Annotated in this window: 11 protein-coding genes; 2 read left to right on the top strand and 9 right to left on the bottom strand. The window is 62.3% G+C overall.

The genetic code is table 11. The annotated features are described in order from the left end of the window. The first annotated feature begins 60 nt into the window (after positions 1-60). Complete coding sequence (locus AB1462_RS25585; RefSeq protein ID WP_259193554.1) at positions 61-423, top strand: Mpo1-like protein; 363 nt, start codon at positions 61-63, stop codon at positions 421-423. A gap of 3 nt (positions 424-426) precedes the next feature. On the opposite strand, the gene AB1462_RS25580 is transcribed toward AB1462_RS25585, so the two are convergent. From AB1462_RS25580 to AB1462_RS25570, 3 genes are all read right to left on the bottom strand, one after another. Next, positions 427-1,224: an acyl-CoA thioesterase II gene (locus tag AB1462_RS25580; protein ID WP_259193555.1), complete on the bottom strand. Its 798-nt coding sequence runs from the start codon at positions 1,222-1,224 to the stop codon at positions 427-429. A gap of 89 nt (positions 1,225-1,313) precedes the next feature. Continuing rightward, a complete protein-coding gene (locus AB1462_RS25575) occupies positions 1,314-2,075 on the bottom strand; it encodes a CHAD domain-containing protein (protein WP_090407365.1) in 762 nt (253 codons plus the stop codon). Between the two features lie 43 nt (positions 2,076-2,118). Continuing rightward, positions 2,119-2,397: a hypothetical protein gene (locus AB1462_RS25570; RefSeq protein WP_003172685.1), complete on the bottom strand. Its 279-nt coding sequence runs from the start codon at positions 2,395-2,397 to the stop codon at positions 2,119-2,121. A gap of 215 nt (positions 2,398-2,612) precedes the next feature. Here AB1462_RS25570 and AB1462_RS25565 point away from each other — a divergent pair, with 215 nt between their 5' ends. Then, complete coding sequence (locus AB1462_RS25565) at positions 2,613-3,650, top strand: patatin-like phospholipase family protein (RefSeq protein WP_003172684.1); 1,038 nt, start codon at positions 2,613-2,615, stop codon at positions 3,648-3,650. Positions 3,651-3,713: 63 nt separating this feature from the next. On the opposite strand, the gene AB1462_RS25560 is transcribed toward AB1462_RS25565, so the two are convergent. The 6 genes from AB1462_RS25560 to kdpF form a co-directional block, all read right to left on the bottom strand. Continuing rightward, the gene (locus AB1462_RS25560; RefSeq protein ID WP_367248224.1) at positions 3,714-4,403 is read right to left on the bottom strand and encodes a response regulator; all 690 of its coding nucleotides are present in this window, start codon (positions 4,401-4,403) and stop codon (positions 3,714-3,716) included. Positions 4,404-4,440: 37 nt separating this feature from the next. Beyond that, positions 4,441-7,092 carry a DUF4118 domain-containing protein gene (locus AB1462_RS25555; RefSeq protein WP_367248222.1) on the bottom strand — a complete coding sequence of 884 codons (2,652 nt, stop codon included), beginning with the start codon at positions 7,090-7,092 and terminating at the stop codon, positions 4,441-4,443. 136 nt (positions 7,093-7,228) lie between these two features. Next, on the bottom strand, positions 7,229-7,774 hold the full coding sequence (kdpC, locus tag AB1462_RS25550) for a potassium-transporting ATPase subunit KdpC (RefSeq protein WP_367248221.1): 546 nt from the start codon (positions 7,772-7,774) through the stop codon (positions 7,229-7,231). A gap of 64 nt (positions 7,775-7,838) precedes the next feature. Next, on the bottom strand, positions 7,839-9,896 hold the full coding sequence (kdpB, locus tag AB1462_RS25545) for a potassium-transporting ATPase subunit KdpB (protein WP_186731572.1): 2,058 nt from the start codon (positions 9,894-9,896) through the stop codon (positions 7,839-7,841). Positions 9,897-9,911: 15 nt separating this feature from the next. Next, positions 9,912-11,606, bottom strand: a complete 1,695-nt coding sequence (gene kdpA, locus AB1462_RS25540; RefSeq protein WP_090407377.1) for a potassium-transporting ATPase subunit KdpA — start codon at positions 11,604-11,606, stop codon at positions 9,912-9,914. Positions 11,607-11,615: 9 nt separating this feature from the next. Beyond that, positions 11,616-11,705 (bottom strand): K(+)-transporting ATPase subunit F, encoded by a 90-nt coding sequence (gene kdpF, locus AB1462_RS25535; protein ID WP_003218754.1) that lies wholly within the window; start codon positions 11,703-11,705, stop codon positions 11,616-11,618. Positions 11,706-12,043: the final 338 nt, after the last annotated feature.

Here is a 12,043-nt window from a genome sequence, read left to right as displayed (position 1 = left end):
CCCGCCCACCCCCACCTAAACTCTCCCCATGTTATTTCAACGGACAGAGGGTTCACCATCATGGGCAAACGTCATCCCAATCTCCCCGCCTGGCAATGGCGTAACTACCCGCAAAACCATCAGCACCCGACCAACCTGGCGTTGCACCTGATTGCCGTGCCGCTGTTTATCATCGGGTTTCTGTTGATTGTGTCCGGAGTGTTCAGCCTGAGCCTGGCCAGTTTCGCCATTGGCGTAGTCGGCATCCTCGCCGGCCTGGCGTTGCAGCGTCATGGCCATAGCCTGGAAGCCGAGGCCAGTGAGCCGTTCAGTGATCGTAAAGACGCAGTACAGCGCCTGGTGGTCGAGCAGTTCCTGACGTTCCCGCGCTTTGTGTTGAGCGGTGGCTGGTGGCGTGCCTGGCGGCTGCGCCACCGCCACTGAAGATCAGGCAAAGACCACCACAGTCTGGCGGCTGAGGGCGATCAATGCGCCGGTTGGGCTCCACAGCGCGGCGGCGGCGTGACCGTAGCCGTCGCGCGCATGTTCAATGCTGACGTGGTACTGGCACCAGTCCAGGGTCGTCAGATTCTGCAACGGCTGGATAAATTCGATGGTCCAGGTCAGGGTGCTGCCCGGTGCGGGCTTTTTCAGGTGCGGCAGCAGCGCAGGTGGCCAGGCGTCGACCAGGGCGAGGATGTGCGCTTCGGTCAGCGGTTCCTCCTTCACATCACCGCGCAAGCGAACCCAACCGCCCATCTCGCGGGATTTATTTCCGGTAAACGGCAAACCGCCAACGCTCCAGCGCATCGCCAAGTGGCGCATGAATTCAGGCGTGACGCCTTTGATATAGGGCAGTTCCTGGCATTCATCCCAGTGCTTGAACGTCGGCGGCGGTTCGCTCGCCACATCGATTTCCGACTCTCGGGATGCGCCAAAACTTGCCTGGACCAGCGTCGCCACTTCGCCGTTCTGCACGACGCGACCGAGCAACTGGCTGACCGCCTTGCCTTCACGCAACACTTCGACTTGATAACTGGCGGGTACATCGGGCGCGACCGGGCCAACGAAGGTGATCGCCAGCGAACGCAATGGGCGGTCCATCGGCACCTCGGCGCGCAAGGCTTCGTATTGCAACGCAGCGACCAGGCCACCAAAGGACGCTCGGCCCTGAGCCCACTCGGCGGGAATGGTGATCTCCAGCGGGTTGCTACGGGCAGCGTCGAGTAAATCACTAAAGCGCATGGCGACCTCACATCAAAAAAAAAGATGTGTGATCTTAACCAGCGGGCGAGGAAGGTACAGCGCTTATTCCGGCCAAAAGCCGGACCGATTTAGAAACAATCCGCGCTGAGTTTGTCCAGCACGCGATCCGCCTGCCCTTCGGCGTTGGCCATGGTGCGATGCCATATCGCAACACAGGGCTGCAGATCGGCTTGATGTTCGGCCTGGGCCAACCATTGCCAGCAGTCATGCCAATCACCCAATGCCGCTTGGGCCTTTTTCAGGCGCGACATGGCCTTGGCGGGCAACTTATCCAGTTGCGGGTAAGCCTCGGCGGCGTAGCGCACACGCTTGATCAGCAAGCGCAAACGGTGGCGATCGTGGCTGGGATCCTTCAACGCCTGATCAAGTTTTTGCCATTGCTTGGCCAGGCGTTTCTCGATGCGCGTTCGCAAGCCATGGAGCAATTTCTGGTGTTCAGAGGCACGGATAAAACGCGGGAATGCGTCAAGAATCAGCAGCAAATGCACGACTTCCGGGCTTTGCGCCACCTGGCGATAGGCTTCGGGTTGCAGGCGCAGGCGCCGGTCAGCGGCCTCGTGATAACCATGCTGATGCAAATACGCCGCCAGCACCTCTCGGTCACGCAGCGGCGTCGTTAACTGGCCGACCGTGCTGGCGGCCAATTCGAGCTGTTCGACACCTGGCAGTCCGCGCAACGGGCGCAACAGGCTGCGCAGACGGCGCACAGTGGTGCGCAGGTCATGCAGGGCTTCATCGTCGGTGACGGCGGCAAGGCGAGCCTGGCAGCTCAGTAACCCTACTTCCAGGCCAATGACCTGAGCGACTAACTGATCGACCAAAGCTGACATTCCGCCCTCACTTTTCGATGAAAAATCCTACTCGACGCGAGGATCAACGCCCGGCGCGCGACTCACGAATATAGAACCGTGCCTTCTCGGCTTTGTTGGAGCAGCCTTCAAACGCTTCAAACTGCTGCTGGGTCTTGGCGCCCGTCAATAAAGACAAAGCCTTGGAGTAGCTGACGGTGCCGGCAAAGCCTTCGGCCTTGGCCAGGTCGAGCTCTTTCCAGGCGGCATCCAATTGCGAGCCACAGCTGTCGCGGTATGCGGTTTTCCCGGCGCAACCCGCCAGGGCCAACATGATCACAGGCACACACATCCAGGCTTTCATCGATGACACCTCAAAATAAAGAAAAACAGTCGTACGGTGTAGACGTTGCCTACAAGAAAAAGTGCCTGTCCTTAGCCTGAAATCGGTAGTACCTATTGCCAGAGCATACCCGAGCCTGGGCGCTATTCTTGAAAAATATTACCAGGCACAACGAAGATTGAAGCCGCCCCTAAAATAGGTGCATTGTGGGCACCCGTTTATGAAGGACATCGACCATGAAGAAACGTGTTGCCTTGGTGTTGGGATCCGGCGGGGCCCGGGGCTACGCGCATATCGGGGTGATTGAGGAAATCGAACGGCGCGGTTACGACATCGCCTGTATCGCCGGTTGCTCCATGGGTGCCGTGGTGGGTGGGATCTACGCCGCAGGCAAACTGGACGAGTATCGAAACTGGATTGAAAGCCTCGACTACCTCGACGTGCTGCGCCTGGTGGACGTGAGTTTCCGCCTTGGGGCGATTCGCGGCGAAAAGGTCTTCGGGCAAATCCGCAAGATCGTCGGCGAGATCAATATCGAAGAGCTGCGCATCCCCTACACCGCCGTCGCCACCGACCTGACCAACCAACAGGAAATCTGGTTCCAGGAAGGCTGCCTGCACCAGGCCATGCGCGCCTCGGCGGCGATTCCCAGCCTGTTCACCCCGGTGATGCAAGGCAACCGCATGCTGGTGGACGGCGGCCTGCTCAACCCGCTGCCCATCGTGCCGGTGGTGTCGAGCCACTGTGACCTGATCATCGCGGTCAACCTCAACGCCACCAACCAGAAACACTACCATTTGCCGGTGATCCAGCGCCCGCCGGCGTTCAAGAGCCGCTTCAACAGCCTGGCGAAATCACTGGGTTCGCACCTGCCGTTTCGCCGCAAGCAGGCCGAGCAGCTGATGAAACTTGAGCAGGAAGCCTTGCAGGCCCAGGCGGCCGAGATCAATCCGTGGCTGGAGTCGGCCGAACCCGAATCCCAGCAGCCCGCCGCCGCCCCGGAAAAGCCTGGGGCACCGAAGTCGGCCACCGGCTCATTCATCATCGATAACGTCGGCCCGGCGTCACTGCTGGACCTGATCAACCAGAGTTTCGAGGTGATGCAGACATCGCTGGCGCAGTACAAGATCGCGGGCTACCCGCCGGATGTGCTGATCAACGTGCCGAAGCGGGTGTGCCGGTTTTTCGAGTTCTATAAGGCGCCGGAGTTGATCGCGCTGGGCCGGGAAATTGCCAGCGACACACTGGATCGCTATGAGAGTGAGCAGCGCTGAGACAGCCTTGTCGCTAGAGCCCGCTCGCCACAGAGAGATAGAGAGTGAAGCTGACAGATCGCCTCAGGCATTCAACAACCGATACCCCACTCCAGCCTCGGTCACGATAAACCTAGGCTGGGTCGGATCATCCGCCAGCTTCTGGCGCAGATGCCCCACCACAATCCGCAGGTAGTGACTGTCTTCGGTGTGAGTCGGCCCCCAGATGTCCTTGAGCAGTTGCTGCTGGGTGATCACCCGTCCCGGATGCCGCGCCAGTTGTGCCAGCACTGCGTATTCCTTGCGGGTCAGCGCCACTTCGACGCCATCCAGCAGCACGCGGCGGTAGGCCAGGTCCACGGTCAACGAGCCAAACTGCAACGCCGCTTCCTGGGCTTCGCCCACCGGCGCCTGGCGCAACAAGGCACGCACGCGGGCCAGGAACTCCTGGATGCCGAAGGGCTTGGTGACATAATCATTGGCGCCACCGTCGAGGGCTTCGACCTTCTGCCCTTCGCTGGCCCGCACCGACAGCACCAGCACCGGCACCGTCGACCACTCACGAAACTCGCGCAATACCTGCTGGCCGTCCATGTCCGGCAGGCCCAGGTCGAGCACCAGCAAGTCGGGCTTGCTCAACGCCGCCTGGGCCAGGCCTTCGTTGCCGGTACCGGCCTCGATCACTTTGTAGCCCTGGGAAGCCAGGCTGATGCGCAGGAATTTGCGGATTTGCGGTTCGTCATCAATGACTAAAATCGTCGCGGTCTGGCTCATGGCGTCCAATCAACATCCGTAGAGAAAACAGGGTAGCTCACGCCTCGCCTTCCAGGCCAGGCTGTGTCGGCAATGGCAGGAACAAGGTGATACAGGTACCGCGCCCATCAATGCCATCGGTCACGCTGATATGCCCACCGTGGGCGCCGACCATGCCCTGGCAGATCGCCAAGCCCAGGCCGGTGCCCTGCCCGCCTCGATCACCGCGTGCGGCGGTGTAGAACATATCGAAGATCTTCGCCCGCTCATCCTCAGGAATACCCGGCCCCTCATCCGCCACAGCGAAAAACAATTGGTTATTTGACACGCCGGCACTGAGTTGCAATCGACCTTGGGGCGGTGAAAAGCGCGCGGCGTTTTCCAATACATTGACCAGTGCCTGTTCGATCAACGCGGCATGTACATAGAGCAACGGCAACTCCGTCGGCACATCGGTGCTCACCTGCAGCGGCGCCAGCACCGCGCGCAAACGCCCGAGCGCACTGCCGACAATATCGCCAGGCGACACCCAGTCCCGCGCCAGCTTCAACGCGCCATGGCCCAGTCGCGTCATGTCCAGCAGGTTCTGGATATAGCGATCCAGGCGTTCGGCTTCATCGCGGGTGCCTTCGAGCAACTCGCGGCGATCCTCCAAGGGGATGGCTTCGCCGAGCGCCAGCAGGCTGTCGATACTGCCGCGCATGGAGGTCAACGGTGTGCGCAAATCGTGGGACACCGACGCAAGCAAGGCGCTGCGCAGTTGTTCGGTTTCGCCATGCAAACGTGCGGATTCCAGCTCCTGGGCCAGCTGCGCGCGCGCCAGGGCCTGGGCCAGAGGCTGGCTCAAGGCGGTCAGCAGGCGACGCCGTTGGCCGCTCAATTCCAGGCCGGGTTTGGCACTGACGCCGAGCAACCCCAGCGGGCCTTCTTCACCCGACAACGGCCACCACCACCAGCGCCCAAACGGCAAGGTGCCGGTGCCCATGCCTGCCGGCTGGTCATGCTGCCAGGCCCAATCGGCCGCAGCTCGCTCGGCTTCGGTGAAGGTCAGCGGGCCGCCGGTCTCGACCTTCCAGCCGCCCTGGCCGTCGCGATTGACCAGGCACAGATCCAGGTCGCTCCAGCCTTCCAAGTGGTGGGCGGCGGCACTGATCACCGCCTGGCGGTCGGTGGCGGCGGTGAGTTTTCGCGACAGGTCGAGCAGCTCGCTGGTTTCTTCCTGGGTGTCGCGCAACGCCTGCAACTGGCGCCGCTGGCGCGCGGCAAGGTTGCCGGTCAGTGCCGCCATCAGCAGGAAGAACAACAGGGTCAGCACGTCTTCTTCACGCTGGATGGCAAAGGAAAATTTCGGCGGAATGAACAGAAAGTCATACGTCAGGAACGACAACGCCGCACACACCAGGGACGGACCCAAGCTGCTGCGCACCGCCACCAGCAACACGGCGGCGAGAAACACCAGCGAGATATTCGGCAGCGGCAATACGCTGGACACGGCCCAGGCTACGCCGGCGGCGATGATGGTCGCCACCACGGCCAAGGCGTAATCGAACCACACCAACCCACGCACATCCGGCAAGCGTGGTGCCGTGGGAACGTCGTCACTGTCGAGGACATTGATTTCCAAGCCACGCGCATTACGCAACAAACGCGCCGCCAAGCCGCCACCGAACAAGCGACGCCGCCAGCCCATTCGCGACTGCCCTACCAACAGCAGGCTGGCGCGGCGTTCGGCGGCGTGCTGGATTAACGTCTTGGCCACCTCCCCCGCCCGCAGCAGCACCACTTCCCCACCCAGACGCTCGGCCAGTTGCTGGGCATTTTGCAGGCGCAGGCGTGCTTGCTCATCCCGCGCGCCGCCGTTATCGATATGCACCAGGCTCCACGGCAAGTGCCGGCGCTGGGCGACGCGACTGGCATGGCGCACCAGGCGCTCGGCTTGCGCGTCGCCACCCACGCCCACCAACAATCGACCGCGCACCGCCGGAGCCGCCTGGCCGAGCTGGCGATAGCCCTGGGCCAAATCGTCGTCAACATGGGCGGCGGCGGTCTGCATCGCCAGCTCGCGCAGGGCCATCAGGTTGGTCTGGGTAAAGAATGCATCGATGGCTGCGCGGGCCTGCTCCGGCACATACACCTTACCGTCGCGCAGACGTTCCAGCAGTTCACGGGACGGCAGGTCGATCAGCAGCAGTTCGTCGGCTTCTTGCAGCACCCAATCCGGCAGGGTTTCGCGGACCTGCACCCCGGTGATGCCGCGGACCTGGTCATTCAGACTTTCCAGGTGCTGGACGTTGACCGTGGTAAACACGTTGATGCCGGCGGCGAGCAGTTCCTGGATGTCTTGCCAGCGCTTTTCATGGCGGCTGCCGGGAGCGTTGCTGTGGGCCAGCTCATCCACCAGCACCAGCTTGGGCTTGGCGGCGAGCAGGCCGTCGAGGTCCATCTCTTCGAGCATCACGCCACGGTATTCGCTGCGCAGCAACGGTTGTTGCGGCAGGCCACTGAGCAAGGCCTCGGTCTCGGCGCGGCCATGGGTTTCGACCACCCCGGCGATCAGTTTGACGCCCTGGCGCAGTTGGGTGTGGGCAGCCTGGAGCATGGCGTAGGTCTTGCCCACACCCGGCGCGGCGCCGAGGAAAACTTTGAGCCGGCCACGGCCGTCCCGGGGTAGATCGGCTAACAGGGCATCGGCGCGGCCGGAGTCGCTCATGCTGGGGTTTCCTTCAATTGTTCAGACCCAGAGAAAATCCAATGTGGGAGGGGGCTTGCCCCCGATAGCGGTGGTTCAGTCGATACCTGTGTTGACTGACACTCTGCTATCGGGGGCAAGCCCCCTCCCACAGGGTTCAGAGTTTTTCCAGGGCCATGTTCAGCGCCAGCACATTCACCACAGGCGGCCCCACCAGCGGGCTTTCGATATGTTCATCCATCAACCGTTGCAGGGTCGACACCGGCACATTTCGCGCAGCAGCCACCCGTGCCAGTTGATAGGCAATCGCCTGGGGTGGCAAGTGTGGATCAAGACCGCTGCCGGAGGTAGTCAACGACGCCAAAGGCACCGGCCCCTGGCTGGGCACCAACTGCTTGTTCGCATCATCAAACACGCGGGTGGCCAAGGCCGGGTTGCTTGGAGCAAGGTTACTGGCGCTGCTGGAAACCGTCGCAAAGGCACCCGCCGAAGGGCGCGGATGGAACCAGCTGTCACCGGTAAAATCCTGGGCGATCAGACTGGAGCCACGCACCTTGCCGCTGGCATCGCGCACCAGGCTGCCGTTGGCCTGATCCGGGAAGGCGACTTGGGCGACACCGGTTACCACCAGTGGGTAGGCGACGCCGGTGATCAGGGTCATGAGCACCAGCAGGCTCAAGGCCGGGCGGATTATGTTGGACATTTCAAACTCCTCAATTCGGTCATTGCAACCTGTGGGCACGGGGATGGTGCCCACAGGCATCGGGTCAAACCAGGTGCAGCGCCGTCAGCAGCATGTCGATCGCCTTGATGCCCGCGAACGGCACCAGCAGCCCGCCCAGGCCATAGATCAGCAGGTTGCGCCGCAGCAACGCCGCCGCACTCGCGGCCTGTACGCGTACACCACGTAGCGCCAGGGGGATCAGCACGACGATGATCAGCGCGTTGAACACAATGGCCGAGAGAATCGCGCTCTGCGGGCTCTGCAAATGCATCACGTTGAGCACGCCCAACTGCGGGTAGATCGAGGCGAACAGCGCCGGCAGGATCGCGAAGTACTTGGCCACGTCGTTGGCGATGGAAAAGGTGGTCAACGCGCCGCGAGTCACCAGCAACTCCTTGCCGATCTGCACCACGTCCAGCAGCTTGGTGGGGTCGCTGTCGAGGTCGACCATGTTGGCGGCCTCGCGGGCGGCCTGGGTGCCGTCGTTCATCGCCATGCCGACGTCCGCCTGAGCCAGTGCCGGGGCGTCGTTGGCACCGTCGCCGCACATCGCCACCAAGCGGCCGTCGTTTTGCTCATGACGGATGCGCGCGAGTTTTTTCTCCGGGGTCGCTTCGGCCAGCACGTCATCCACACCGGCTTCGGCAGCAATCGCAGCGGCCGTCAGCGGGTTGTCACCGGTGACCATCACGGTGCGAATGCCCAGTTTGCGCAACTCGGCGAAACGTTCGCGGATACCGGGCTTGACCACGTCCTTCAAGTGGATTGCACCGAGTAATTTGCCGTCGGCACACACCAGTAATGGCGTGCCGCCGCTCTGGGCGATCTTGTCGATTTCCCGTGACAATGCCGGTTGCAGATCGCCGCGTGGCTGGCCGATAAACGCCAGCAGCGAATCCACGGCGCCTTTGCGGAACACGCGGCCCTGGTAGTCGACACCGGACAAACGGGTTTCGGCACTGAACGGTACGGCGGTCAGCTCATCCAGGGATGGCTCGGCCTGCGGGTGCAGAGCCCGCAGGTATTCGACGATGGATTTGCCTTCTGCCGTGTCGTCCGCCAGGGACGCCAGCAGCGCGCCTTCGGCCAAGTCCTTGCCGCTGACACCCGGTGCCGCCACTACCGCCGAGCAGCGACGGTTACCAAAGGTGATGGTGCCGGTTTTGTCCAGCAGCAACACGTGCACGTCACCGGCCGCTTCCACGGCACGGCCGGACTTGGCGATCACATTGAGGCGCACCAGGCGGTCCATGCCGGCAATACCGATGGCCGACAACAAGCCGCCGATGGTGGTAGGAATCAGCGTCACCAGCAGTGCGACCAAAAACACCAGCGGCAAGCTGCCATTGGCGAAGTGGGCGAATGGTTGCAAGGTCACGACCACCAGCAGGAAGATCAGGGTCAGGCCGATCAGCAGAATATCCAGCGCGACTTCGTTGGGGGTTTTCTGACGCTTGGCGCCTTCGACCAGGGCAATCATGCGGTCCAGGGTGGACTCGCCGGGGTTGGCGGTGATGCGGATCATCAGCCAGTCCGACACCAGCCGCGTGTTGCCGGTGACGGCCGAGCGGTCGCCGCCGGACTCGCGGATCACCGGTGCGGATTCACCGGTGATCGCCGCTTCGTTGACCGCTGCGATGCCTTCGATGACCTCGCCGTCACCAGGGATCATTTCCCCGGCGGCGACACGTACCACATCACCTTTGCGCAGACTGGTGGCCGGCACGACCTTGAAGCTGCCATCGGCTTCCTTACGGCGCGCGCTCAGGCCTTCGCTGCCGGCCTTGAGGCTATCGGCGCGGGCCTTACCGCGCCCTTCGGCCAAGGCTTCGGCAAAGTTGGCGAACAGTACGGTGAACCACAGCCACATGGCGATTTGCACAGCCACATACGTCGGCACGGCGGTGTCGGGCACAAAACACAACACGGTGGTGAGGATGGCGGTCAGCTCGACCACCAGCATCACCGGCGAACGTTGCAGCTGGCGCGGGTCCAGCTTGACGAACGCCTGGACCAGCGCCGGGCGCCACAAGGCGGAGATGGCGGTTTTGGCGGGTTCCTGGGTTTTGACCGGGGCCGCGTTTTTTGCAGGCATATTCATTTTCATATCCCCTTTTTAGAAACCCATGCTCAAGTGTTCAGCGATAGGCCCCAGCGCCAGCGTCGGCAGGAAAGTCAGGCCGCCCACCAGCAAAATGGTCACGGTCAACAGGGTCACGAACAGCGGACCATGGGTCGGGAAGCTGTTCTGACCAATCGGTGCGGTCTTCTTCATCGCCAGGCTGCCGGCCAGGGCCAGTATCGGGAGGATGTAGCCGAAACGGCCGATCAACATGCCCAGGCCGAGCATCAGGTTATGGAACGGTGTGTTGGCACTGAGGCCCGCAAACGCCGAGCCGTTGTTGGCACCCGCCGAGGTGTAGGCATAGAGCAACTGGCTAAACCCGTGGGGGCCTGGGTTGCTGATGGCGCTGGCCGGCCCCGGCAGGCTGGCGGCGATGGCGCTGAGAACAAGCACGCCGACAGGCATCACCAACAGGGTCACGACCAGCAATTGCACTTCCTTGGCCTGTAGCTTCTTGCCCAAGTACTCCGGAGTGCGGCCGATCATCAGGCCGGCAAGGAACACCGCGATCAACACGTTGAGCAACATGCCGTACATACCGGCGCCGACACCGCCGAAGATCACTTCGCCCACCATCATGTTGACCAGCGCCACCATGCCACTAAGAGGGCTGAGGCTGTCTTGCATGCCGTTGACCGAACCGTTGGACGCCGCCGTAGTCGTGACCGACCACAACACCGTGCCGGTGGTACCGAAGCGCGCCTCCTTACCTTCCAGCGGTGCAGTTTGCTCCACGGCGGGGTTGTTCAGGGTCGGGTTGGGCTGGTATTCGGACCACAGCGAAGTCGCGCCGCCGATCAGGAACAGCGCCAGCATGCACCCCAGGATGGCGCGGCTCTGACGCAGGTCTTTCACGTAGTGGCCAAAGGTGAATACCAATGCCGCCGGGATCAGGATGATCGATGCCACTTCAAACAGGTTGGCCCAGGCCGTCGGGTCTTCGAACGGATGCGCCGAGTTGACCCCGAAGAAGCCGCCGCCGTTGGTGCCCAACTGCTTGATCGCAATCTGGCTGGCCGCCGGGCCCAGGGGGATGACTTGGTCCACACCCTGCATCGTCACGGCATCGACGTAGTGCGCGAAGGTTTGTGGCACGCCCTGCCACACCAGGAACAACGCCAGCACCAGGCACAACGGCAACAGGCCGTAGAGGGTGGCGCGGGTCATGTCGACCCAGAAGTTACCCAGCGTCTTGGTGGATTTGCGACCGATCCCACGGCACAGCGCGACCAGGACGGCCAAGCCGGTAGCCGCACTGACGAAGTTCTGCACCGTCAGGCCGGCCATCTGGCTGAGGTAGCTCAGGGACGCCTCACCGCTGTAGGACTGCCAGTTGGTGTTGGTCATGAAGCTGACCGCCGTATTGAAGGCCAACGTCCATTCCTGCCCCGGCAATTTCTGCGGGTTCAGTGGGAGATAGTCCTGGAACAGCAGGATCGCGAACAACAGCAAAAAACCCGCGAGGTTGAACGCGAGCAAGGCCAGCATGTATTTCTGCCAGCTTTGCTCCTGCTCCTGATCCACCCCGGCGACGCGATAACACACGCGCTCGACCGGGCCCAGCACCGGGCTGAGCCAGGTACGCTGGCCTTCCATTACCTTGTAATAGAACCGCCCCAGGAACGGCGCCGGTACCAGTACCACGGCAAAGAAGGCAATGATCAGCCAATAGTCATAACTGTGCATGGCCAGCTCCTAGTTCCGATCCGCGCGTAACAGCGCAACCAGCAGATAAATGAACAGCGCCACGGCCAATAGCAGTGACACCCCGTCCAGAACGCTCATGGAAGTCTCTCCGTTTAGCGGCGAGTGCCGCGTGTGGGGCAATTGTCGGCAGGAGTGGCGTAAAGGAACGAGAGCGACGGGGTGGGCGGGGCGTAAAGATGGCGTAAAGAGTGGGTTTATGCGGGGTTTACACTGCGGGTTTCCAGCGTCTGGGCGGGCGCTATCGGGAGCAAGCCCCCTCCCACACTTGACCGAGTTGTCATGCCGAGCGCCAGTCAACCTGTGGGAGGGGGCTTGCTCCCGATAGCGTCGGCACCGTCACCGCCGCACCTATCTGGTGCAACGTCGGCAAATTTCAAACGCCAAACCGTCCCCCACACGACAGTTGCGCCGCTTTA

The sequence above is a fragment of the Pseudomonas sp. SB113 genome (assembly GCF_040754745.1).
GTDB classification, from domain to species: Bacteria; Pseudomonadota; Gammaproteobacteria; order Pseudomonadales; family Pseudomonadaceae; genus Aquipseudomonas; species Aquipseudomonas grimontii.
This window is presented reverse-complemented; position numbering and strand designations above follow the sequence as displayed.

Bases quoted from the DNA above. Each gene is read 5' to 3' on its own strand.
- AB1462_RS25585 (WP_259193554.1), top strand. From the start codon at position 61: ATGGGCAAACGTCATCCCAATCTCCCCGCCTGGCAATGGCGTAACTAC.
- AB1462_RS25580 (WP_259193555.1), bottom strand. From the start codon at position 1,224: ATGCGCTTTAGTGATTTACTCGACGCTGCCCGTAGCAACCCGCTGGAG.
- AB1462_RS25575 (WP_090407365.1), bottom strand. From the start codon at position 2,075: ATGTCAGCTTTGGTCGATCAGTTAGTCGCTCAGGTCATTGGCCTGGAA.
- AB1462_RS25570 (WP_003172685.1), bottom strand. From the start codon at position 2,397: ATGAAAGCCTGGATGTGTGTGCCTGTGATCATGTTGGCCCTGGCGGGT.
- AB1462_RS25565 (WP_003172684.1), top strand. From the start codon at position 2,613: ATGAAGAAACGTGTTGCCTTGGTGTTGGGATCCGGCGGGGCCCGGGGC.
- AB1462_RS25560 (WP_367248224.1), bottom strand. From the start codon at position 4,403: ATGAGCCAGACCGCGACGATTTTAGTCATTGATGACGAACCGCAAATC.
- AB1462_RS25555 (WP_367248222.1), bottom strand. From the start codon at position 7,092: ATGAGCGACTCCGGCCGCGCCGATGCCCTGTTAGCCGATCTACCCCGG.
- kdpC (WP_367248221.1), bottom strand. From the start codon at position 7,774: ATGTCCAACATAATCCGCCCGGCCTTGAGCCTGCTGGTGCTCATGACC.
- kdpB (WP_186731572.1), bottom strand. From the start codon at position 9,896: ATGAATATGCCTGCAAAAAACGCGGCCCCGGTCAAAACCCAGGAACCC.
- kdpA (WP_090407377.1), bottom strand. From the start codon at position 11,606: ATGCACAGTTATGACTATTGGCTGATCATTGCCTTCTTTGCCGTGGTA.
- kdpF (WP_003218754.1), bottom strand. From the start codon at position 11,705: ATGAGCGTTCTGGACGGGGTGTCACTGCTATTGGCCGTGGCGCTGTTC.